Source organism: Ectopseudomonas oleovorans, assembly GCF_029845265.1.
Classification (GTDB): Bacteria; Pseudomonadota; Gammaproteobacteria; order Pseudomonadales; family Pseudomonadaceae; genus Aquipseudomonas; species Aquipseudomonas oleovorans.
The window spans coordinates 32,301-55,459 of record NZ_JAOCLK010000033.1; the positions used below are offsets into that span (position 1 = coordinate 32,301).

Sequence of the window (23,159 nt, forward strand, 5' to 3'; positions counted from 1 at the left end):
TGCCCTCCTGCACGGAAAGAGAAACCACTCGTCTCGGCAGGCGCCTTGGCGGCGATGGCATCAGTTGCAGCCTGTTGAGGCTGGTGCCACCCCACAATCATGGGATTGGACGTAATGCTGTGGTCGGAGCATATCCGTAAACACTGGCAAGCAGCCAGTACGCCAAGGCGGCGTGCTGCTTGGTCGAGTAGTATGGCATTGCACGAACGGCGGGGAGGGTCTGGAGACTCTGCATGAAGTCCATTCAGGGCAGAAAAATGGACTTTGAGATGCACCGCTGGATGCCAGTATTTACGGAGGTAGTTTAGGGAGGATATTGAACTGCGGGAGTTGAGCTCTAGGAAGCTGTATCTATCACATCTTGAATTCTGCCGCTTAGTCGCAGGAATGGGCATAACTGATCACACTCATCTCAGCGCAATGAGTTCCAGAACCTGGCCTGCCATCGACTCCTGAGAAATCGCCAAGCGGCGGCGGAGCATATCGGCCACGATGGTGCCCCCTCTCCTTTCTAACCACTCCACCGCGGCAGACTGCCTATCGAAATCTGCAGGCTTGTTGAGGCGTGCCTCAAGAATGTGTGCGATCGTCGCCGGAGCTGGCACCACCACCGCCGAAGCGCCAGCAGTCAGCGAGTTCATCAGGCCCTGCGGGTCGTAGTCTGGAAAGCTTATTAAGTCGGAAATCCCTTCCCTCGCAGCAGAAACTGCCCTCGGCGACCACTGTCGATCGCCCCGAAACAACATAGGTACGCCCTGGAGTTCTGTCGGCAGTTGGTAACGGTGGGCCGCGAGCATAACGCTCAGGTTCTCTACCAACAGCACTTTCTCTAGCCCATGCAGGTCAATAGCCTGGACGTTCAACGTTCCGCCGCGGGGGTGCAGGTAGTCACCTGATGGCAGGAGAACCCTGCCCGATGGATGAGCGACCAGCACCAGCCCCTCGCCTACCGTCCGGCCACTGACCTTTTCGTTTCTGGAGATCGCAGCCAGAGCCAGCCTGTCCCCCTCGAGCGCTGCCGTGCTGTGCTTCAGCGGATCCAGGGACATGTCCTTTCTCACCAGCGCAAGCAGTGTTTGGTGATCCGCAGCCGTCAGCAGCAACGCCGATGTACCGAGCTTCGTACCTACGCCGTATAGCTGGTGGATCTGCCGCCAGGTATCCGTAAGAGTGATTTTGTCCTGGTGGCGCCGCACCGCATTCATGATCGCCGTCAGGTGGCGCTTATTGGTCAGCATGCGTTATCGCCTCAACACCCTATCCAGGGTCAACTCCAGGACACGTCGGTTCGCCGAAAACCGACTATGTGGTGCCATCGTCGGCACAAGGCGGTAGTTCAGTTTCTTACCGTTGGCTTTGGCGAATGCCGCCTGCAACTGGGCATAGCCATCCAGGGCGTAGAGCCATATCCCGTCAGGGATGTCGGGATCACCACAGTCTTGCCAGTAAGCGGTAGCCGATTGAGGTTTACCAGTGGCAATCAGCTCCCGAAGCATGGCCTCCAAGTGGACACGCACGAAGGGTTTTTCCAGCTCCTTTTCCTGATTGGCGCCTGAGGGGACAATTTTCGATTCACGCTCCTGGGCGGCTGCCGCTGGCGCCGCTTTGACCTTCGGTGCCGGCAGTGAGGCTATCAGCAACTCCAGCTGCTCAAGGTTCTCGCCGGCGTCGACGTCGCAGAACGCATTGCCGCCCAGTGAAAGTGGAGCAGCACCAGCCCAAACTGCAGCATCAAGTCGTTCAAGAAGTGGCTCAAGATCGATTACACCGCCGCCCTGCAGGTGAGCGTCGACGGCCTGGGCCACCTGGCGCATCTTGTTGCGCTTACGCACTGTCAGACTGAGCCGATCAAGCCGACCAATCATCTCGTCGAGAGCGAAGCGGTTGCGGGACACCGCACCCAACAGACCATCGATAAGTTTGCCCCGCAGCGCCCGGTCGCTTCTTGTCAGCTGCAATAGGCCCGTGTGTGTAAACAGGCCCAACTTCTCGTGCAGTCGCTTGAGCCGGTCGATCGCATTTTTGATATCGCGGATCCTGTCGGTGAGCCGGACGGAGAATCCATATCCTCCCTCAATGAATGCTCTGGTGACGTTCTGCTCGTTTCTCAGGTGCTGCACCACCTGGCGGGTGGTATTGGTGACACGCCGCAGGTGGCGCTCGGTCTCGGCCGGATCGCCAGCTGCCTTGGCGCCATGGTAGGCCTCGCACCCCTCCTCAATGCTGATTAGGATCTCCTTGAGGTCAGGCGCTACGCGATCAAACCCTTGGATAGAAATTTGTGCGCCCACGTCGAGCAGTAGGCCACTGAGATGCAACAGGTCGCTGTCCTCCTCCACCAGGCCTTTGGACATGAGCCACGAGAGGCCCTTGGTCATACGCTCCGGGGGCGTGATGCCTGTTTCGTCGGCCAAGGCCATGGCTTCCAGCAGATCAGCGTTCGCTTTCAGGTGCTCGCCTAGCCTTACCCAGTCTTCTGCCTTCACAGTTCGAGGCCTCTTTGCTCCAACTGAGTCGAAGATGGATCCGGCTCCGGATCCAGGCTTAGGCTGCTGAACTCAGCCACCCAGGCCAGAATCATGTAGAAGTACCCCATCTTGCCAGTGGCCACGTAGTTCGCGGACTCACTACTGCGCTTCACCAGATAACCCGCGTCGGCCAGGGGCCGCAACACCATCGCCAATCGTTCTTTGTTGTCCTTGGCGCTCTTGGACTTGCTGAAGAACTCGTGGCCACTCAGGTCTCGCAGCTGATCCCTGTAGGTGGGATTGTTCTCGATGGCCTCGAGCAGATCCGAAAAGGACACCGTGTCGCCGGGCGCTAGGCACGCATCGGTACGCCCAGAGCGATTGAAGAGGCGGATGAACTCCAGGCAGGGCTTGAGCTGATCGCGCATCTGCACAAGTTGCATAGCCGCTGCAGCTCTATCCTTGGGGTCAGACAGATCGGCATACCGCGAAAAGTACGTGTCCGGGGCAGTTTCTTCACCGATGGTGCCCAGCTCCCGGCCAAGAGGCGCCAGCGCCGCCCTGACCTCTGCCTCAACACCAGGTGCGCGAAGCTGACGATGGAGCTCTGGATAGGCATATTGGCAGATGAAGCCACCAGAGAGCAGGGTTTCGAGGACATCGCGAATCTCGCTCACGATAGGTACTCCTCTGCAGCCAAAGCCTCATTCAGTTCATCCAGCTCCTCGTGCACGTCCAGGCCGTACTCCTTGACGACGATCGTGCCGGTATCAGCCTGCCTCTCCAGGAAGTAGCGGTTGGTGAACTGTCGAAGCAACTCCGGCGCACCACCTGGGAAGCATGCCAGCATGGAGATTCCCCGCTGGTTGAAGTAGTTGACCAAGGCAACATAGTTCTCCGGCGAAAGCTCCAGAGCCTCATCAATGGGGATCGACATTAGGAAATCAGCGTCTTTACGCAGCAGCTCGAACAGGGAGACGTAGATCATTGCAACGATGATCTTGGTCAGACCGGTGCTGCTGAGCTCAATCAGCTCTGAGTTGTTGGTAGCAATCTTCGTCCGGCCCTGGTCATTGCACGACACACTCACGTCAAAGCACTGCTCCAGGTCAGAGGTGAACTTGCCCTCATTGATCTGCCTGGCCACATTCTCCAGGGCCTCGACGAAGTTTTCGGTAGGCATGACGCCATCCCCCATGGCCTGCCAGCGGCGATAGTGCTGATCGTAGATGGATAGATCAGACCAGAAGGACATTTCTTGGATGCGAGATGTAACCCTGAACTCGAACTGTTTGATCTGGGCAAATGCGCCAAGCACCTCCCGAGCTTTCTGCGTCGCATCTCGACCAAGCTGCTGGATGCTCCGATGCAGCTCCAGTAGCTTGGTACGGCGGTCACATAGCTCATCAGAAAGGTTCTTCGCCTGCATGATGAGCTTCGTCTTCTGGTCAGGATGCGAAACGTCGATGTATTCCTGCAGGCTCGGTGCCGCTTCCAGCCAAGCCAAGTCAGGTTCTGCTGCTGCATTGCTGGCCTGACTAGCGATCTGCTCGATAGCGGCGCCCTGCGGTGTGTGCAGGAGTTGACGTGTCCTGAACTGGGACAGGATCTGGCGATAGGCTTCAGAGGCGGACTTCTGGAGCACTCCACGCTGGCGCGTCAACCTGGTCACATCCTCGTCGATGTCCTGCGCTGCAAATCCGTCTGACAAGGTGCCGGGATCAACAGCGTCGACTTGAGTAAGGCGATTGAGTACACCGTTGAGCAACCTGGCCTGGGCCTCATCCTGCTGCCCTTCCAGCGTTAGTGCCTTGCGCTGGTCGACAATCTCTCTCAGCCGGGCTTTGACCTCTTCGTTGTAGTCAGTGATCTGCCTGTCTACCCTGGCTACCTGACCTTCCAGGTCAGACATCTCGGCGATTCGTATCGGGAGCTGCGGTAGCACGTTCTCCACCCAGTGGCGGTAACTCTCGATAATCGATCGCTGATCAGTGATCTCCTTAATTTGTGAGTCAAGCTGGTTTATCTCTCGCTCGAGCCGGCGATTTTCCCTGTCATCAATGCCCTCACTGCGGAGCTTGACCGACTTGTCGTTCTCGATGGTCTGAAGCTCTGCGTTCAGCCCTTCGGTGATTCGCTGCAATGCAGCCTTGTGCCCCTCGGTCAGTCGCACACGCTCTTCAGCAAGGTCCTCACGTGCAGTCTTTTCATTCGTGGTCAGCTCCAGCAAGTACCGTCCGTGAACCGACTTCAGCTGCGTAATACTTCCGTCTTTCTCGGCCAAGGCCCGTTGCGCCTCAGCAGCGCGCGCACCCTGCACTTCGACGTAGGCACTGTGCTCATCCTGCGCTCGTTCGTACAGCGCCTTGCGCTGTTCACGCCGCGATGCGAGTTCAATTCCGGCTTGGCTCTCATCGTTCTGGCACTTGCTCAACCGAGCGGTATGCTTCCGGAAGCGCTCTTCCAGAACACGATTCTGCTTATCCAGGCTCTCAAACTCGGCCTGGATACCCTCAAGCCGGAGCGTCAGCGACGCAATTTCTTGTTCCAGCGCTTCATCGCTGGCGAACGCTGGAACTGATAGCCCTTGAAGCGCCAGCTCAAGTCCATAGAGAGATTGTTGGGGGGACTCCAGCATTGCAGGGTTCAGATCAGTTCGCAGGAGCGTCTCTACCGGAACCAGCCTGGCGATATTGTCTTTCCAGCTTGGATGATTCTTTCGCAGGTACCCAAGCATCGTCTCTGCACCAGCGTTAAGTTGCTCCTTCAGCGCGTCGCGCAGCTTCGCTGTTTCGCTACGCTGCTTATCAAGCCCCTGGAACGCAGACACCAGCCTGGATTGCTCATCCTGCAGGCTCTTTTCCTCTCCACGGACAACTGCTAATTCGGCCTGGAAAGCGGCCAGCAGAGCAGCTTGCTCGTCTATCGCGTGCTGAGCTGCGTCAAGGGCGTCTTGGGAGCTAGGAAGAACCTTCGTTTTCTTCAGGTGCTCAAGCTCGGCTGAGGCGCGAGCAGCGGCGGAGGCTAGCAAATTGCGTTGCTGTTCATGCTCCTCGAGTTCAGTGCGCTGCTCCCTTTCGGTCTCTTCCTTACGACGGCGTAAATCGTCCTCAAGCTCATCCTGCCGCTTCTGGATAGCCTCCAGCGCAAGATTGTGACGAGAGTGAGCCTCCTCTCGCTGCGCTGACGCAGCGTCCCTGGCTTTCTGAGCCCGCGCGTCATAGACCTGTCGTATGTCTAGGCCCTTAGTGTTGAGCTTGGTCAGGTGATCCTGCTTCAGATCGCGGTGAGCGATCACCTCGTCGAGGTTGTCCGCTCTCGCCAGAAGGTCTGCCATTCCCGCCTGTTCGTACTTTTCCTTGGCCGACTCAATTTTACTTACCGAGTCCGTGGCCTCAGTAAAGTTTGCCTGTAGGTGGCCACGTTTTACCGCCAGCTCCTGGCGCCGAGCGTAGGCGTCATCGTTTATGCGCGTCTCTCGATCAGTAAGCCCACTCAGAGCTTCCATTCGTGCAGCTTCGAACTCGCTCAGCCGAGTCACGATGTGGTTTGCTCGGGCCTTTTGGATACCGAGCTGGCGCGTGATTGCCTGGTGGTCAATTCGAAGTTGGGACAGTGACACCACCTTAGGCCTCAACTCGTCCATGAGGAGATAACCAGCTCGGTTCTCCAGCACCTTGTTGAACGGAGCAGCGTTCAGGGTTTCCAGGGTGCGGCCGAGATCAGAGTTATCCTGCTCGAGGATCTCGGCCATAGTGGCCTTCATGGTGTCGAACGTACCGGCGCTGGCAAGGAGTGCGAGTGCCACATTATCGATGCCGTTGAAGTCAGTCCGCTTCGGAGCCAGCGAAAACGACGGACGGAGTGCCAGGACCAGCTTTCGCTTCTGGGGATCCGTCAGCTTCTCCATGTTGGAGTAGCCGCTGTTGAACTGGATGATGTGCCGGTAGTGAATCGGCTGAAGCTCAGGGCTGCAGTCGATACCTTTCACTGCCAGATGACGTATCAATTCCCCTGCCCTGACCAGTTCTCCGGACTCATAGTCTCGGTAAAGCAGATCTGGCTCCCAGGCGTGTGCCACGAGGCGATAGGCGTAGCTGTCACCACTGCGGTGCATGATCGCGCACCGCGGCGCATTCATGGAGTTGGTGTACTCGAAGACGATATAGCTGGAGGCATTGGGCAGATACCAGTTAGCAAAGCTTTCCCGGTTACTCCCTGCCTTGACCAACTGCCCTGGCGCCGCCCCGTAAAAAACGGGTATGAGCTTCAGGAACGACGACTTACCGATGCCATTTGTGCCGTTGACGCTGGTGTTCCCGCTGATCGCTATCTCAGCTTTGGCCCCTGCGCATAGCGAATCGATAAGAACAATCTTGAGCAACTGAGACATCGTTGATTCCTTTCAGATGGCACCGACACATCGATAGTCGGCTGATTTTTTTGGCGGTAACAAGTGTCAAATCTACAGTGGTCTTTCCCCAATCAAGCTGGCCAGCCAAGGCTCCACAACGGATTTCCTAGCTTCAAGGTCCATAAATGCCAATCCATCCTTCACCAGCGCCTTCTTGTTTCCCGTATGCGGATTTGTAACGTAGGTGCTGATACTAGGAAGTACGTCAGGATTTGCACTCCACCTTAGGTTGAAGGCCGCCAGCCTGGGAAACCAGAACTGGCTTGCGTACGGCAGATTGTCGTGAATCCACCAGGCCAGCGGCGTCCAGTCCTTGCGCTCCTCATACCAGGGCAACAATGCCGGCACCATGATGCAGGCAGTCGCGCCCAGATGTCCTTCGGCGTCCGGATAATCCCAAATGTGCTCTGCGTAGTTTTTTTCGTTGGCGGCACAGTTGTACTGGTTGTTGTTCTCGGCGCCCTTGGCGTTGACTGCCGGCGCTCGGTAAGCCGAGCGAATGACAATCCGCCCAAAGCGCTCCTGCAGAGGCTCCAACAACTGTTCGCACAGTCCTCGCCCGGCTTCGATGGCGCGGTCCGGATAATCCGGAATATTAGGGATGCCCTCGATCTGGCTGATTTCCGAGTAGAGGAAATCCCGCATGAAAAAGTGCTTGGATAGCCGGACGCGCCCCAGGTCCTCGAGCGCCTGTACCGTTGCTGGTTTCTTCATACTGTTTTGCTCCTTGCAATTCACTTGCGTGCTGCGGCAGGGTTCAGGCCTGCTGCTCAGCGGGCATCTGAGAGATCAGGTTGAGTTCCAAATCCGCCCGGTCGACCCAGACCTCATTCAGCTCGCCTTTGACCGCTACGCCCAACTGACGGAAGTCGCTGACCTGTTTGACCAGGTTAGCCTTGCCACTGACCAACTGATCGCAGGCTTTCTTGTAGGCATCCTGCGCTCTGTCCAAGCTGTGGCCGATGGCATCCATACTGCTGAGAAAGGTGCGCAGCTTGTCGTATACCTTGCCGGCACGCTCGGCTAACTCGGCTGTGTGCTTGTTCTGATCCTCGAAACGCCACAACTGGCGCACGATGTTCAGGCTGGTCAACAGCGTGGTTGGCGTCGCCACCAGCACGTTCTGCTCGATGGCCTTCTGGAACAGTGTTTCGTCCGCCTTCAGCGCCTCGACGAAAGCCGACTCGATGGGCACGAACATAAAGACCATCTCAGGCGCATTCAGCCCCGGCAAGTCAAAGTAGCTGCGATCAGAGAGCTCTTTGATACGTTGCCCAACGGCCGTCACGTGCTCGGCAAGCGCCATGCGTCGCTCGGCATCGTCCTCGGCATTGATGTAACGGGTGTACGCGTTGAGCGAGACCTTGGCATCGATGATCAGGTGCTTGCCTTGAGGCAGGTAAACGATCACATCGGGGCGCTGGCGATTGATCTCGCCGGTGAAGCTGACCTCCCGCTTGAAGTCCTTGCCGTTGACCAGGCCGGAGCGCTCCAAGACATTCTCCAGAATCAGCTCGCCCCAATTGCCCTGCGCCTTCTTCTGCCCTTTCAGCGCTGTAGTGAGGTCCTGAGCCTCCTGGGTGATCTGTCGATTCAGCTCCTTTAGGTGATGCAGCTCCTGGGTCAATGCAGCTTGCTGCTGTACATCCTTGTGGTGAATGTCTTCAACCTTGGTACGGAAACCCTCGATCTGCTCGCGGAAGGGTTTAAGCAGTGCCTCCAGTGATTGCTGACTGTGCTGCGAGAACGCCTGGCCTTTGGCTTCGAAAATCTGGCCTGCGAGCTGCTCGAACTCCAGTTTGAGCTGGTCGCGGCTTTCCTTTAGCAGCTGCTGCTGTTCGGCAAAGTGCTGCTGCTTCTGATCGAGCGTACTGCTCAGCGTGGCATGCTCCTTGGTCAGGGCCGCGAAGCGATCCTGCAGAACATCGTGAACTTGCTGCAGCCGGGCACTCGCCTGCTTGAGCTCATCATGCTGCTGAAGCAGTTGGCCATATTGAGCACGAGCGGCGCTGGCAGCGCTCTGCACCTCGGCCAGTTGAGCGGATTGATCGCGATATTCGGTACGCAAGCGCCCAGCTTCTTGCTGAGCGAACTCGACCTGCCGCTGAAGCTGTTCAACATGAGCCTTCTCCGCCCGCAGACCAGCACTCAGCTCACGGAGCTCATCGTCTTTCTGGTGAGATGCAGCCATGTGCTGCTCTAGTTGCGACTGACAGATCTGCAAGGCTGTAACCGCTTCACGACGGCGCAATACCTGCCAGTAGACTGCAACACCCGCCAGCACAACCAGCAACAAACTGCCGCTAATTGCCATCCACGACAACCCAATCATATTCATGCTTCGACACTCCCTTATCCGCCAGCCCAACAGGCTGCTTGAATGACAACTTCAAGGTATGTAACTTGAGACGACTCATCTAGAGTGTTTACGTGTACAGGTAAAGTTTTCGAGCAGATGGAGGAGCCATGAAACGCAAGCAATCAATCGAGTCCGTACGCTGGGATTTGGCGTTGCGCTACCGCCTGATCGAGACGGTGGCTTGGTGGGAAGGTCGTCTGACCACCAATCACCTGATTCAGAGCTTCGGAATCAGCCGCCAACAGGCGTCCAAAGACATCAACTCCTATATCAGCGATTACGCGCCGAAAAACCTGGAATACGACAAGCACTTGAAGGGGTACGTACCGAGCCGGCACTTCAAGCCGCTGTTCATCGACGACAGCGCCAGCGCCTATCTGCACCTGCTCAATCAAAATCAGGACCGCGCGCCGCATATCGAAGGCTTGGCATTGGCCTATGCCCACACGGAAGTGTTGGAGGTTCCAGACAGGCCTGTCCGCCCAGAGCTTTTACGCCCCATCTTGAGAGCGTGCCGCGAAGGACTTCGACTGGATTGCAAGTATGTGTCCCTTAGCGATCCCGAGGCAGAGGAACGATTGATTGCGCCACACACACTGATTTATACGGGCATGCGCTGGCACGTCCGAGCCTATTGCGAGAAGAGCCGGGACTATAAGGATTTTGTACTTAGCCGATTCCGAGGAGTCCCTGTGCTGGAGGACGAACCATCTGAGAACGGCCGTGATGATGATAAAGGCTGGAATACCCCCGTTCAGGTGCGACTCGCACCTGACTCACGCCTTAGCGCCGAGCAGCAAGCCATTATTGAGACGGACTACGGTATGCAAGGTGGCCAACTGGTTGTCGAAACCCGTGGTGCGCTGGTGCAGTATGTGTTGCAGCGCTACCAGATAGACCCAACCAAAGTGCACGCAAAGCCAGAAGCACAGCAGATTGTAGTCGCCAACCTCGATGAGCTGAAACCTTGGCTGTACCACTGACCGACGGAGCCTGAATGGCCACGCATCCTCTGCTCTACACCCTGCATATTCAGTTGGAGCCATTGCACTTCAACCCGCCGATCTGGCGACGCATTCGCGTCAGTGGCGACTGTTCGCTGCGCAAGCTGCATCATTTCATCCAAGCCACGTTTGGCTGGAGCAGCAACCACCTGCATGAGTTCAGCGACGGACTTAATCGCTACACGCCGCTGGACGCTGAGTTCGCCGACATATTCGAAGATGCGCTGGACGACCGTAAGATCAAGCTGAAGCGAGCGCTAAAAAACAGCGATCGCCTGCACTATCTCTACGATTTCGGTGACAGCTGGCAGCATGTGATCGCAGTGGAGGCCATCGAGCCCTGTGACTTCAGCGGCACTTGGTGCGAAGTGCTAGACGGCGCCCGAGCCTGCCCACCGGAGGACGTGGGCGGCGTGCCGGGTTACCAGCACTTCCTGCAAATCATCCAGCAACCTGACTGCGGCGAAGGTCGCAGTGCGCTGGAATGGGCAGGCGGCAGCTTCGATGCAGAGCTGTTTGATCGCCGCGCAGCGGCCGCGGCAGTGCAACGGATCTGCAACAACTTCTGGGGCTAGGCGATATGACAAGGAGGCGCCGTGCATCTGCGGGCAAGCAAGCTCGCAGTAGCCCTCGAAGTCAGAACTCACTCCCCCCAGCTCCAGAGCGCCTGATTTCAACAAGAACTGAATCGCACCATTAATTTGGACGGATCCTAATCATGAAATTAGACGGACCGTTATCACGCAGATAGACGGCAGCTGATCATCCTCATCACTTGAATCTGGCTGAGCTCAATCAGACAGCACGACCACCGTAAGCGAGCCGTGCCAGCCCAATCATCAGTGGCATCGAACCCAGCAAAACTAGGTACTCACTCAGTGAGCTCAGAATGATCATGGAAAGCCTCCTCGGTAGTGACGAGATGACCATAACCTCGATCCTCACGTGCTGCGACACGTAAACTTTCCGCCCGTAAAGGTTTCAGGCAGATCCAAACCTGCGCTAGCCTCCGGTCATTAACGGCCCTTGGCAGATTGGTAAGCGGCCCCGCGCTCGCGCTTGCCAACGGCAACCACCACGACCACCAGGCGTTCATCTTCGACGCGATATACCAGGCGATAGCCCGATGTACGCAGCTTGATTTTGTAGTGCCCCGGCATATCCCTGAGGGCGTCGGCCTGAACCTTGGGATTATCCAGGCGCTCGCGCAGTTTCTTTTTGATCTGCTCGCGCACCGTATGGCCGAGCTTCTGCCACTCCTTCAGGGCTGAGGGCAGGAACTCCAGCTCATAGGTCATCCAAACGCACCGGGACAGACTCCTCGCCCGAGCGAGCCTTCACTATTTCGACCAACTCCAGATCATCTAGGCGCTCCATCATCTGCTCATAGAGCTCTGCCGGCACCATGTATCCCATGACGCGATTGTGGTTGAGCACGGCGACAGGCATACCACCTGCACCAGCCAGGATGCCCGACGGATTTTTCTTCAACTCAGAAACGCTGACAGCGACGTCAGCCAAGATACTCTGCATATCCAAGCCCTCCAATAAGACCTTAATTTTGGTCATTATTTAGAACCATAGCAAGCTTTGCTGCGCTGGATTGATGAGCAGGTCATGCTCAGACCAATGCTGCCGTCAGTGCCTAGGACAAGTCCGGTTGCCAAGGCCTACGCCAGGTAGACGCCGCTTAAAGTAAGCCCCGCCAAACCTCGCTTCGCTCGATCACTCGGATAAACGCCTGAACGCTGAATCCGTCCGGATAAAGTGTGGCGATCGCCTCCTCTTCCTCCGCGTCCTGATCGAAAGCCCTCAGGTAATGCTGCTCATCACGTAGCGCGACTTCCAGGACTTCTCGGGATACAACCAGAGCGCCATCAACAACCTCCCCATCCAGCTCAATCGAGGTGTCTACAACCCAGGTGTGCAAGGCCGGCGACGGATCGGAAATCGCCAGCCCCAGCGCGTCACGCAAGTCAGAGTCCGCCAGCAATGCTGGGAGCACCGCAGGGCTTTTACGCTTCAGCTGCCTGGCAGCCTTGCGTAACGTATTCGTGCGGTGGAGCCAGACTTCGTGACCGTTGGAACGGATAAAACCTGACTTGACCTCGAGCAATAGCAACACGCCTTCGAGGCACGCCAGCACATCAATCTCTCCTACATCGCCCTCATCCATGCGAGGCGGCTGGTAGCCCACCACCACCCGGAAACCTCGCTGCCGAAGAGACGCAGCCAGTTCGTGTTCGACACGTTCTGTTTCGGAGCGAAGCTCAGGTCTGCGCGGATCTACGCGACGCAAATTGTTTACCGCGGCCGTGAGGCTGTTCTGTCTTCCCGCAACCCAAGGAAACTGAAAGCTGAAGCGGCCGATTTTGTAGAACGGCCGCTCGTATAGCCTTGGCGTCGGTTGATTAGGCGCTTGCTTGATCTGCTCGGACAGCGCCTGAAGATCACTGGTCCAAAACTGCAGAATGGCTTTGGCGGCCTCAGGATCCCCCATGGGATGCTCATCACTGACCGTCCACGCACGGATCCGCGCCACTTTCTCCGGCAACTCCGACCAGGTCATGGGAAAGCGATTCTCTCCCTGCAGCAGCCCCTCAAAAGCCAAACGCCCCAGTGCCGCTATGGGATCACCGGAGTCAGCCAGGTATCGCCGATAAGGTTGCAGATAGGCCTGCTCGAAAAAGGCATTAGTCAGCTCACTGGCAAGCATGGCGTGATGCAGCGTGACCTCTGCCCCATTGTTGAGCCTGATACTTTCGCCGAGCCCAAAAACTACCTGCAGGTAGAGCTGGCTGCGAATCGCTTTGATGTACGCGAGCTGGTTGGCCTCATGGTTTTCAGCACTACCGATGACCTGCCCCGCCAGCTCAGAAGCCGCAAAGACATCGACCGCGCGGCACATCCAGTAGCACCATAGCAGCTGGCTTTTTCGCTCAGTACGCTGCCAGCGCAGGGTACCCCCGTCTGTTTTGTTGAAAATGACTGATTGCCCAGGCTGAAGCTGGTAATCGCATTCACTATCGAAGCAAAACCAGTCGATGGAGCGCTCATAGTCAATGAGCTCGCGCGTTGCATCGATCATCACGCCGAGCGCTTCCAGGTTCTGAACGCACTCAGCGCCCTCCCCAGGCTGCGGAAACAGCATTGGCGACAAATGTTGTCTCAACGAACGGCCAAGCACATCCGTAGAAAGCCGAAAGTCAGACTCGCTGCAAGTCTTCAGCTTGCGCAGGATGATCCGCTCGTAAGCAACCCAATCCATGCCCGCAGGATCGTCACCAGCATCCCCGAGACGGGTATAGGCCAATACGCTGAGATAGGAAAGCAGCTCCAAAAGCGTCAGAGACTGCAGTTGTCGCTCAGCACTCTTGATCACGGCTTCAAAGGGTTCCAGCTGCAGCAGCAGGCGCTCGCAAACCCCAAAGAACGTCTGCCACTCATCGCAAGTGCAGCTGCTCTGCAGATGAACCCAGAGAGGCGAATCTCTGCGCGTGAAAAGCTTGGAGTAGCGAATGGCCCAGCGCAGCTGATCAGGGTGGTGAACTGCCAGGTGATCCAACAGCTCAGTACTGATCACGTCATCAAAATGCAGTACACGTGCAAGCGCCAGACTGGCCAGAGCAGCTCCCTCTACATTTGCGGGCTGCCACCAGAAATCGGCGCCAGCCAGCCCAGAGGCGCGATGCCTCTGGGTGTACTTTCCGCTTGGTCGTTGATCGAGAAAGTCATGCAGACACTCATCAAGCGCAACGCCGCATGCCAGGTAGCGCGCATACTCTGCGAACTGCATCTGGTAGTAGTCCCTGCACCGCAAGTTAGGCCCCACTAGCACTCCCCGAGGCAATAGCAGCGGAGGCTAGAGCCACCTGACCAGCAGCCGATGAGCCCGTGCAATGCCTAACGTGCAAAAACTCAGCCTTCCTGCTCAGCACGTTGCACCTCAGCCCAGAAAGAATCGATATCGATCGTACGCGCGCCCTGATCGAGCCCAAGCCGGCGCAAATCGAGTGTCCAGCTCAGCGATCGAGCAGAATATCCCGCTGTAGGAACAATCGCCCCCAGCTCCTCCAAGACAGCAGCGAGCTTACTGGTATTGGGCGGATTGGCCCCGGTCGCCTGAAAGTAGGCTACCCCCATGCCTTTTGGGGCAGTGCCATCACGAACATCGGTAGCGCTGTTTGCAAGGGGGAACGCACTCGAGCCAAAGTCAGTCCAGAGCTGCATCAAGGTTGAAGAGATGTCCGCCAACGTAAAGGTCGGACCACCCTCGATAGCAATGCCACTGTCCGTCAGTTTGTAGCGAAAGGGATTCCCCTTGCTTAGCGTCTGACAGTCGTTCCAAAAACTATCGGCCTCATCTTCTCGGGCGGGGTCCATGACCTGCTCGGGAATCGCCGCGGATGCGTCTGCCTGAGTAGCATCCAGGTCATACCCAATCATGAAAAGCGCCGCCTCGAGCGCCCGTAGACGAGTATCAAAACACTCAATCTGATTGAATCGACTGTTCTGCGCCGCAGCCTGGTCCAGCACGTCACTGAGCAGCCAACTGGCCTTCAGATTCCAGGCAGCATGGTTAGCCCCTGACTTTAACCTCGGAAAGAAAAATTCTGACTGGCCTGGGTTACGCCGTTTAGGGGACGGGTCATTAGCTGCGCTCTTTGCAGGAGCCCACGGGAAACGAAGCTCTTGTGGCACCTCCGATAGCTCTGCGGCCTGGCAAAACTTCACAACGGCCCAACCCAACGCCGCAGCAACACGGCTGTCATAAATAACGAAGCGGTCGCAGATGAGTGAATAGACCTTGGTCATCCCGGCATTGAACCGGAGATCTTTGGCAACTAGCAGAGGATGATCAGTGCTTCCTGCATCCAAGGCTTGCCTGGTGCTGGATAGAACCTGAGGTAGATTGGCTTGGTACGCATGCAGCCAACGTACATTGCCAGCACGTACGCCACCCCATGTCATGACGTCGACGGCAGCAGTTACAACCGAGTGAGCGCTTCCCTGGGATCCCATTGCGCTCCGAAGATCCTGACTGAGCGCCTGAAGAGTGGCTGCGCTGGATTCGAAAGTGGTGCCAGTCGGCTCTCCGAGACGCTGATTGCCTGGGTGCGGCCAGTGATACTGGGCATAAGCGTCATAAAGGCTGTCGCAGCGCCAGACACATCCCGAACGACGGTTCGTGTACTGATGCGCGAAGGTATCACCATCGAGGTTCTCACTCATCCATTTGACGAAATTCGCTACGGCGGGAGTCTGTAGGTAGGTGCTCTTTTCCATTCGTGACGTCCTTGAGAATAATCTTGAACCAACCTGGTTGCTGCGCCAGATCAAAGTCTGAGGCTGGGAATAAGTCAATTGTCCTCAGCAAGGCGCAAGCTAGAAACCTCATCCGCATCCCTCATCGCGATCGCTGTGCTACTCCCTTGGTCGATAGCAAAATCACGCCAGAAGCGGTACAGCCGACGCTCGGGATCAGGTGGTGAATTGAACGGAGAACTGTAGAGTTCAACAAGCGCTTCGCTCGCGCACCGCTCACCGAGCATTGCGGACCATTGCAACCAGTAAACCCCGGAGGCCATGTCGTGCTCTGTCGATGATTCATTCAGTGCCAGCCGTCCACGATAAAAACCTGCCAGCACATCCCCCTCTTCGACCGCCCGCTTGTACCAGAGCATGGCCCTGCCATGGTCGACCATGACACCTTCGTCACCCTCTTCGTAGATTGCTCCCAGCGCCAGCGCAGCACCTGGAGCACCATGCTCGAATGCTTGCTCGTAGTAGTCGATGGCAAGAGCAGGATTCGTGACCATCCCCTTGCCGTAGTAAGCCTGCTCAGCCAGGTTGAAAAACGCTTCGCCGCTGCCCTCGACAGCAGCTAGCTTGAACAGCCGCCTGGCCAATATCGGGTCAGATGCCAAGCGCGTTCCATTGAGCCATAACCAGCCCAAATCATTCATTGCATTGGGGTCGCCATCAACGGCCGCAGCCCTCAGGCAAGCGTATGTTTGATGAATCTCGATCAGGTCAACCAATCCCAGCAGTGGATTAGCCGCTTTGACTTCATGCAGATTGGCAAACCTGGCCTGCCCTGCCAGCTCCGCGGTGCGCAAGGATGGAATCCCAACCCCGCTGTAGAGACGCTGCATTTCACCCGGCTCGACAACCACAACTTGCTCAGGCATCGGGAGCAATCGCTCCAGCAGATTGAACACACAGACCGATTTGCTCATGCTGCAGCCCTATCGTTAATCGCAGGGCTATTTTCCGTGAGTCTTGCGACATCTCATGTCGTGTTGAGCACAAGGATGCAAACGTGGATCAGCTATTTCGCCAGGACCTGATTCTGGGAATTCTTCCCGGCAAGGAAAACGCGTTGGGCAGTACAGCCATTCGCGAGCGCGTAGCTCGACAAGGTCTGAATGTCGACCTGAGGACGATCCAGCGGGACCTGAGCGATCTGAAGGAAAAATACCCTCATGTACACAGCAGAAAAGACGGACGCTCGACGCTGTGGTGGGCGGAAAAGTCCCTTTCCCGATTGTCGATGCTTCCCACCGATGCCATGAACCTGACCATGATCATGGATCACGCCACGCGTTTTGGGATGGCTGCGCAAGTCGAACGACTGGCCCCGCTTCGTGATTACGCTGTTTCCCTGCTCAAAGGCAACCGGCCCAGTCAGGATGTTTCCAATAAGATCACCAGCAACACGCGCTTCATTACCCTGCAGCCCAGCGTGGTCAAACAAGAGGTGCTGGACCTCATTCAGCAAGCGCTTTTGGACGGCATGTCAATCGAAGCGCTCTACCAGAAGCGTGGCGCCGACGAGCCCAAGCTGCTCCAACTAAAACCGCTGGGGCTGTCCTATCAAGATTCGAACATCTATCTCTCGTGCGTCTTCAAGGGGTTGCCTCAAGGCAGTATTGCTGCGCTGCCCCTGCATCGTTTCAGAACCGCACGCACGATGTTCGAGGATATCGCTGCGCCAGAGGACTACGACATCAATTCAGTCCCCGCAATGCGCAGCCTGGTGGGTCTGAGAACGGATCATCCTGTCCAAATCCGACTCCGCGTCAGCCACACCTTGAGCGAGCGCCTGCAGGAGAACCCACTCACTGAAGACCAGACTCTGGAACCGGAAACGACGGACTGGTGGCTTATGAGCGGCAGCATCCACCTCAGCCAGGGTTTGGACCTGTGGCTACTAAGCCAGGGTGAGCATCTGGAAGTTCTCGAGCCCACCGCCCTGCGTGCGCAAATCGCAGCGTCGGCTAAGCGCATGGCGGCTCTTTACGCCGGCGAGTGATTGCGACACAGGACGTCGCCCTTCGGCAGCATCATGTCTCCACCTTAAAAATGGAGACTTGCTGATGAAAACCTACTCCGCCTTTTTACAACGTGTCGTGGCGAATGCGGGGCCGCGGGCCAATTTCACGATCACCGTCCAAGCGGTGAACTCGGCCATGGCACGGGTAACAGCAGAAGCTCAGTACCCTGGATACAAATGCATCAACGCTCCGGTGCAAGTCCGGTAACTGTTCCCATCATGCGGCCTCGGGACTACCTGTTTTACCTGCTGGGCATCGGTGATGACCCGCAGGTCGCCGTGCCACTCGTTGCGCAGCAGTCGTCGCCCCCGACTCAAGAGGGCTGCTACGAAATTGCCTTGCTCGCCGCTACTGAGGAGGAGGCACTTCGGGCATGCAAGGAATTCCGTGAGAGAGGTAGCAGCTCCCACGAACTCCCCAAGCAGAGGCAATCGCGCCACAACTTCCACGCAATCGCTCCGGATGCCACCTGGCCAACGCAGCGATTCCACGAGCTTCATTGGCTATGCAGCCACAGGGACTCGCCAGCCAATCTACAGCGCCTGAAGGGGCTGGCCGACATCATCCATGTACATTACCTCCGACCAGCTCCTTCAGCGATGCCCGCCGGCATTCGCGTCTATCAGTGGACGAAAGAGCAAGACATGTTCGACTTCTGGCATACCCTTTACGCTGCCCGGGACAACCCAAATTTACTTGGGTTGGACTGGACCAGTTATGCCACCTGGAGTCCGCAACAACTGATCGGCAGGTACGTCTCAGCGCAAGCGAAATCCGCCCTTCAAGCATTGCAGCATTTACGAAACCGCGTGCGACTTAACCAGTCAGATCGAGCACAGGAGGCACTGCTAGTCGCTGAAGGCACGCCAACGCTTACGCTCGGCGAGTACGCACAGATAGTCGACAGTCTGGCGGAAGTACTGGGGTGTGAAATCGCCCCAGTGCTTCATCTCACGGATCTGCATGAAGGGTGCAAAATGAAACTGCTGATGTTTTCTCCGCAGTGACGGGCCCCGCTACTGACTGCAGCGATCAGATATAACGAAATTTCAGACCTGAATCATTTAAGGGAAGACGGGTGCGTATTGCCCTCTTCAGCCCTTCCCTTCTCAGGAGCCTGAACGATGTCGATTAACTGCCCTTCCTGTAACTCTGCTCGCGTCACAGCACGCAACCATGCCCGCAAAATCGGTGGTGCAGCCGGCGCTGTAGGTGGAGCCGCGACCGGCGCGGCGAGCGCTGCCGCCGGAGCACAAAGCGGTGCGGCTCTGGGCGCGGTCGCGGGCCCCATCGGGGCGGCCTTGGGTGGCCTGGCTGGTGCCATCCTGGGCGGCTTGGCTGGTGGCGCCGTCGGCAGCCTCGCCGGTGCACGCATGGGTGAAGAAATCGATGCCCGCGTGCTCGATAACTTCGAGTGCCATGCCTGCGGCCACGTCTTTTCCCTCGACCAGTAGCCCTCCTACAAGGCGCGCCACGCGCCTTCATTCAATCCGATTCCCACCCACCCGGCATTCGAGTGTCGGGCGATAGCCAGTTACTCTGGCAAGGAGATCTTTATGGCTCACCTCATCGAGCAAATGGCCTACGTCGGAGCCACCCCGTGGCACGGCCTGGGTAATCAACTCACGCAAAAGCAGCCCCTGGAAGTCTGGCAGCGCGAAGCCGGTATGGACTGGCAGATCCTTGAAAGCCCCGTGCACTTCAAATCGGATGCCATCGGCCATCTGGGCACCATCCATTCGTTCCCCGAGCAGAAGGTATTGTTCCGTTCGGATACCAAGGCGCCGCTGTCGGTGGTCTCCAAGCGCTACCACACCGTGCAACCCCGCGAAGTGCTGGAGTTCTACAGGGATCTGACCGAGGTCTCCGGCTATGAGCTGGAAACCGCTGGCGTACTCAAAGGCGGCCGCAAGTTCTGGGCGCTGGCGCGTACCGGGCAAGGCGCTGCACTCAAGGGTAACGATCAGGTAAACGGCTACTTACTGCTAGCCACCTCCTGCGATGGCACCCTGGCTACCACCGCCACGCCAACTACCGTGCGGGTGGTATGCAACAACACGCTGACCATCGCCCTGGACGGCACCAGTCGCGCGATCAAGGTCCCGCACAACACCCGCTTCGATCCCCAGGCGGTGAAGAAGCAACTCGGTATCGCCGTCTCGCAATGGGACGACTTCATGTACCGCATGCACGCGCTGGCCGAGCGTAAGGTGCAATGGCATGAGGCACTGGGCTTCTTCATGAACGTCATGTGCGAGACCAGCCCGACCGGTGCGCTGCCGGAACAACTGCCGAACGAGCGCGCTCTGCGCAAAGTGCAGGAGCTATATGAAGGTCGTGGTCGCGGCAGCCAGCTGGACTCGGCACGCGGCACTGCCTGGGGCCTGCTTAACGCCGTGACTGAGTTCGTCGACCACGAGCGCCGCGCACGCAGTAACGAGTACCGCATGGACTCGGCCTGGTTCGGCCGGGGCGCGCAGATCAAGCAGCGCGCCCTGGACGCTGCGCTGCAGCTCGCTGCCTAAGCCTCTATCAAATCAACCCTCGCGCCCGGTCAGCCCAGTGCTGGCCGGGCGTTTTTATGTCTGCAGGTGAGCAACATGAAAGCAACGTCACTGAACAGCAGCACCCGCAAGAAACGCCCTGCCCTGCGCCTGGTCAGCACCAAGGAGCTGCCGCGCGAGGACTGGCTGCAAATCCGTAAGCAAGGTATCGGCAGTTCGGATGCGGCAGCTGCGGTCGGCCTCAATCCCTACAAATCGCAGCTGGAACTGTGGCTGGAGAAAACCGGCCGCGACACCAAACTGCCGAAAACCGATCCGCATGACGAGGAAAGCCCGGCCTACTGGGGCAACGTACTCGAGCCTATCGTGGCCTGGCACTACAGCAAGCGCACAAAGAACCGCGTGCGGCGCATCAACGCCGTGCTCCAGCATCCGGATCCGGAAATGTCCTGGATGTTGGCCAACATCGACCGTGAGGTGATCGGCGCTGACGATGTGCAGATCCTCGAATGCAAGACCGCTGGCATAAACGGGGCACGCCTCTGGAAAGAAGGCGTGCCCGAGTATGTGCAACTGCAGGTCATGCACCAGCTCGCCGTCACCGGCAAGCAGGCCGCAGATGTGGCTGTACTGCTCGGCGGTCAGACGCTGGAGATTCACCGAATCGAGCGGGACGAGCAGATGATCGCGCGGCTCGTCGAGCTGGAACGCAGGTTCTGGCAGTACGTGGAAACGGACACACCGCCACCGGCCGATGGCTCGGCATCCGCTGAAATGGCCCTACGTTGCCTCTACCCGGAAGACAACGGCCAGGTCATCGACTTCAGCTGCCATGCCGGACTGACTGCAGCCTTCATCGAGCTGAAAGCCGTTCGCCAGTCGATTGCCGACAAGGAGAAGCGAGAAGCCGAGCTCAAGCAGATGTTGCAGCAAGCCATGGGTGACGCCAGCCGGGCTGAGTTCGCCAGCGGTTACGTCAGTTGGCGCAAGGCCAAAGACAGCATTGGCTTGGATGTCACTCAGCTACTCAAGGACAAACCTTACTTGCAGGCCAAGTACGCGCTGCTGAAACCCGGCGCGCGGCGCTTCTTGGTCGGCTGAATCCGGCTGTTTTCATCCGTTCCCTCCCCCCTTGGCCAGTTCATGCAGTTCGCGCTGCATGGCTGGCCTTTTTTTCGTTTCCAGGAGAACACCCATGTTGAAAGGTCTGGCTCTAACGCCCCCAGTGATTGGGCGCATCTCAATCGGCAAAGTCGTCGAGAGAAACGGCAAACGTCTGCCGGAGAAAGACGATCAATTCACCATCACCTCCCAGGTGCAAGGCAAGGATGGCTGGTTACTGCATCCACTCAACGACCAACTGCGCCAAGGCAAAGAAGACAAACTGCGCAGCATCCCGATCCGTCTGATGTTCAACGAACCCGAGCTCAACTTCCGCGCCGACTACACCCTGTTCGATCGGCAAACCGGACGCCCGGTTTGTGTGGGCAATGGGGAAACCTGCAAGCGCATTGATCAGGACGGAATCCAGACACTGCCGTGTCCCTCGCCCGATGCCTGCCCACTGGCCAAAGGGGGCGCCTGCAAGCCGTACGGCCGACTCAATGTCGTTATTGGCGACGATGATCCGCTAGGCAGCTTTGTGTTCCGCACCACTGGTTTCAACAGCATCCGCACCCTCGCAGCACGCCTCAAATACTTCCAGGCAATCTCAGGCAATCGCCTGGCCTGCTTGGCATTGGAGCTGCGCCTACGCGGCAAATCCACCCGGCAAAGCCATGGAACGCCCATTTTCTACGTGGACATCACGCTGCGTAGCGGCATGAGCGTGGAGGAGAACCTGCTGGCCGCCAAGCAATTGGATGAGGCTCGCCAAGCAGCCGGCTTCGACCAGCGCGCGCTCGATAGCGCCGCGCAGCAAGGGCTGGGCAATGGCGCCTTCGAAGACAACGAAGAGGACAGCGGCGCGATTGTCGATGAGTTCTTCCCGCTCACCGAGCCAGCGCCCACCACCAGCGAGCCTTCAACCACACAGCGCACAGCCCTGGCCGCCAAGCTGGAATCGCTCAGCAGCGAAGCGAGGCCCTCAGTCTCAGGAGGTTCTTCATGGAAACACGATGCCTGATTTGCGAATCGACGCTCGTGGTCACCAAGACGCAGGCGCAAGCCGTCTCTCTACTGCTGGGAACGCTAGGCGGCTTCTTGGAGGGCTGCTCGGAGACGCGCGTGCAGAGCAACACGCACCAAAACCACAGTATCGGCGATATGTTTCAGATAGTGCTCGAACGGCTTACGCGCGCAGTAGAAAGCGCAACCTCTGGATGCGCCCAGAGCTGGGAATTCGCCCAGGACGTTCAGCGTTTTCACTTCGGGGAATTCGAGTGCCTTTGCCTGCGCTGTGGTGCACGTTTCGACCAGCAGCCTAGCGAAACCCTTACGCCTCAGCCAGGCGATCCGCCAACTGCTCGACCAGCCCCAGGATCAACTGGCGATCCTCCGGTGAGACCGTAGCCAGCATACGACTGATCCGTTGCGCCTGATCGTCGGTTCGCGGGCTTGCTTCTGTCAGCAGGTCCGCGGCCTCGCACTCGAAGATGGCGGCGAACTCCAGCAACCGAGAAATGTTGGGGATGACGATACCCCGCTCAATGCGGGAAATCGCCTCGCTGCCAATGCCAAGCCGCTCCGCCACATGCTCTTGCGTCATACCGACGCGGACACGCTGCTTGGCAATCGCTCGACCTACAGCTTCGGCCAGGTGCTTCTGATCAATCTCGGACATGTCGCCTCCCATCTCGACCTGGATGGTTGGCTAACCACTTATTGACATGAAGGACTCAAAAAGTTGAACTTCAACCTTTAAAGTCCATAGACAACCTAAACACTCAGGAATCCCCCTGCAGGATGCAGCCCGCTTCAAACCTTCCCTTTCATTTTCAAAGCATTCGAGGATCACATGAACCTGCGAACGATCATTCTCGCGCCGCTTCTGCCCCTGGCGCTGGCTGGCTGCAACGAAGCCATCGATACCGTCAAGAACGGTCGAATGAAAATCAACGAGCAATACACCGTC

The 23,159-nt window shown here is 57.6% G+C and carries 21 protein-coding genes; 9 read left to right on the forward strand and 12 right to left on the reverse strand.

Translation table 11 applies throughout. From position 1 onward, the window contains the following. Positions 1-407 precede the first annotated feature (407 nt). From N5J71_RS16170 to N5J71_RS16195, 6 genes are all read right to left on the reverse strand, one after another. The gene (locus N5J71_RS16170; RefSeq protein ID WP_102833538.1) at positions 408-1,238 is read right to left on the reverse strand and encodes a DUF7281 domain-containing protein; all 831 of its coding nucleotides are present in this window, start codon (positions 1,236-1,238) and stop codon (positions 408-410) included. A gap of 3 nt (positions 1,239-1,241) precedes the next feature. After that, entirely contained in the window at positions 1,242-2,486 is a 1,245-nt protein-coding gene (locus N5J71_RS16175; RefSeq protein ID WP_128651149.1) for a hypothetical protein, read from the reverse strand. After that, positions 2,483-3,145 (reverse strand): hypothetical protein, encoded by a 663-nt coding sequence (locus N5J71_RS16180; protein ID WP_121498070.1) that lies wholly within the window; start codon positions 3,143-3,145, stop codon positions 2,483-2,485. The genes N5J71_RS16175 and N5J71_RS16180 overlap by 4 nt, the downstream gene beginning before the upstream one ends. Beyond that, complete coding sequence (locus N5J71_RS16185; RefSeq protein WP_279917224.1) at positions 3,142-6,861, reverse strand: ATP-binding protein; 3,720 nt, start codon at positions 6,859-6,861, stop codon at positions 3,142-3,144. Before N5J71_RS16185 ends, N5J71_RS16180 begins: the two co-directional genes overlap by 4 nt. Before the next feature lie 72 nt (positions 6,862-6,933). Further along, positions 6,934-7,596 (reverse strand): peptidase M15, encoded by a 663-nt coding sequence (locus N5J71_RS16190; protein WP_033991192.1) that lies wholly within the window; start codon positions 7,594-7,596, stop codon positions 6,934-6,936. Positions 7,597-7,639: 43 nt separating this feature from the next. Next, the gene (locus N5J71_RS16195) at positions 7,640-9,220 is read right to left on the reverse strand and encodes a DNA recombination protein RmuC (RefSeq protein WP_079383059.1); all 1,581 of its coding nucleotides are present in this window, start codon (positions 9,218-9,220) and stop codon (positions 7,640-7,642) included. A gap of 128 nt (positions 9,221-9,348) precedes the next feature. Between N5J71_RS16195 and N5J71_RS16200 the strand changes: the two genes are divergently transcribed. Both N5J71_RS16200 and N5J71_RS16205 read left to right on the forward strand, forming a co-directional pair. Further along, positions 9,349-10,224 carry a WYL domain-containing protein gene (locus tag N5J71_RS16200; protein ID WP_279917225.1) on the forward strand — a complete coding sequence of 292 codons (876 nt, stop codon included), beginning with the start codon at positions 9,349-9,351 and terminating at the stop codon, positions 10,222-10,224. A 14-nt stretch (positions 10,225-10,238) separates the two neighbouring features. Beyond that, on the forward strand, positions 10,239-10,820 hold the full coding sequence (locus N5J71_RS16205; protein ID WP_033991189.1) for a plasmid pRiA4b ORF-3 family protein: 582 nt from the start codon (positions 10,239-10,241) through the stop codon (positions 10,818-10,820). Positions 10,821-11,261: 441 nt separating this feature from the next. On the opposite strand, the gene N5J71_RS16210 is transcribed toward N5J71_RS16205, so the two are convergent. From N5J71_RS16210 to N5J71_RS16230, 5 genes are all read right to left on the reverse strand, one after another. Then, a complete protein-coding gene (locus N5J71_RS16210; protein ID WP_004350182.1) occupies positions 11,262-11,543 on the reverse strand; it encodes a type II toxin-antitoxin system RelE family toxin in 282 nt (93 codons plus the stop codon). Continuing rightward, on the reverse strand, positions 11,533-11,778 hold the full coding sequence (locus tag N5J71_RS16215; RefSeq protein WP_025297454.1) for a type II toxin-antitoxin system prevent-host-death family antitoxin: 246 nt from the start codon (positions 11,776-11,778) through the stop codon (positions 11,533-11,535). The genes N5J71_RS16210 and N5J71_RS16215 overlap by 11 nt, the downstream gene beginning before the upstream one ends. Before the next feature lie 157 nt (positions 11,779-11,935). Continuing rightward, entirely contained in the window at positions 11,936-14,041 is a 2,106-nt protein-coding gene (locus N5J71_RS16220) for an NERD domain-containing protein (RefSeq protein ID WP_279917226.1), read from the reverse strand. Positions 14,042-14,163: 122 nt separating this feature from the next. Continuing rightward, on the reverse strand, positions 14,164-15,531 hold the full coding sequence (locus tag N5J71_RS16225; RefSeq protein ID WP_279917227.1) for a hypothetical protein: 1,368 nt from the start codon (positions 15,529-15,531) through the stop codon (positions 14,164-14,166). Between the two features lie 74 nt (positions 15,532-15,605). Beyond that, positions 15,606-16,484, reverse strand: a complete 879-nt coding sequence (locus N5J71_RS16230; protein WP_073660349.1) for a tetratricopeptide repeat protein — start codon at positions 16,482-16,484, stop codon at positions 15,606-15,608. Positions 16,485-16,567: 83 nt separating this feature from the next. Between N5J71_RS16230 and N5J71_RS16235 the strand changes: the two genes are divergently transcribed. The 7 genes from N5J71_RS16235 to N5J71_RS16265 all read left to right on the forward strand — a co-directional run bounded on the left by N5J71_RS16235 (position 16,568) and on the right by N5J71_RS16265 (position 22,211). Continuing rightward, a complete protein-coding gene (locus N5J71_RS16235; protein WP_279917228.1) occupies positions 16,568-17,560 on the forward strand; it encodes a helix-turn-helix transcriptional regulator in 993 nt (330 codons plus the stop codon). Between the two features lie 64 nt (positions 17,561-17,624). Further along, positions 17,625-17,789, forward strand: coding sequence for a hypothetical protein (locus N5J71_RS16240; RefSeq protein WP_162836284.1), 165 nt, complete (start codon positions 17,625-17,627; stop codon positions 17,787-17,789). Then, complete coding sequence (locus N5J71_RS16245) at positions 17,759-18,589, forward strand: hypothetical protein (RefSeq protein ID WP_279917229.1); 831 nt, start codon at positions 17,759-17,761, stop codon at positions 18,587-18,589. Before N5J71_RS16240 ends, N5J71_RS16245 begins: the two co-directional genes overlap by 31 nt. Positions 18,590-18,706: 117 nt before the next feature. Further along, on the forward strand, positions 18,707-19,036 hold the full coding sequence (locus N5J71_RS16250; protein WP_031692728.1) for a hypothetical protein: 330 nt from the start codon (positions 18,707-18,709) through the stop codon (positions 19,034-19,036). 102 nt (positions 19,037-19,138) lie between these two features. Beyond that, positions 19,139-20,107 carry a DUF932 domain-containing protein gene (locus N5J71_RS16255; RefSeq protein WP_044719494.1) on the forward strand — a complete coding sequence of 323 codons (969 nt, stop codon included), beginning with the start codon at positions 19,139-19,141 and terminating at the stop codon, positions 20,105-20,107. 75 nt (positions 20,108-20,182) lie between these two features. Further along, positions 20,183-21,187: a YqaJ viral recombinase family nuclease gene (locus N5J71_RS16260; RefSeq protein ID WP_279917230.1), complete on the forward strand. Its 1,005-nt coding sequence runs from the start codon at positions 20,183-20,185 to the stop codon at positions 21,185-21,187. Positions 21,188-21,281: 94 nt separating this feature from the next. Next, the gene (locus N5J71_RS16265) at positions 21,282-22,211 is read left to right on the forward strand and encodes a recombination directionality factor (RefSeq protein WP_033982522.1); all 930 of its coding nucleotides are present in this window, start codon (positions 21,282-21,284) and stop codon (positions 22,209-22,211) included. Between the two features lie 309 nt (positions 22,212-22,520). Here N5J71_RS16265 and N5J71_RS16270 read toward each other — a convergent pair whose 3' ends face one another. Continuing rightward, on the reverse strand, positions 22,521-22,868 hold the full coding sequence (locus tag N5J71_RS16270; RefSeq protein ID WP_033982519.1) for a helix-turn-helix domain-containing protein: 348 nt from the start codon (positions 22,866-22,868) through the stop codon (positions 22,521-22,523). Positions 22,869-23,159 lie beyond the last annotated feature (291 nt).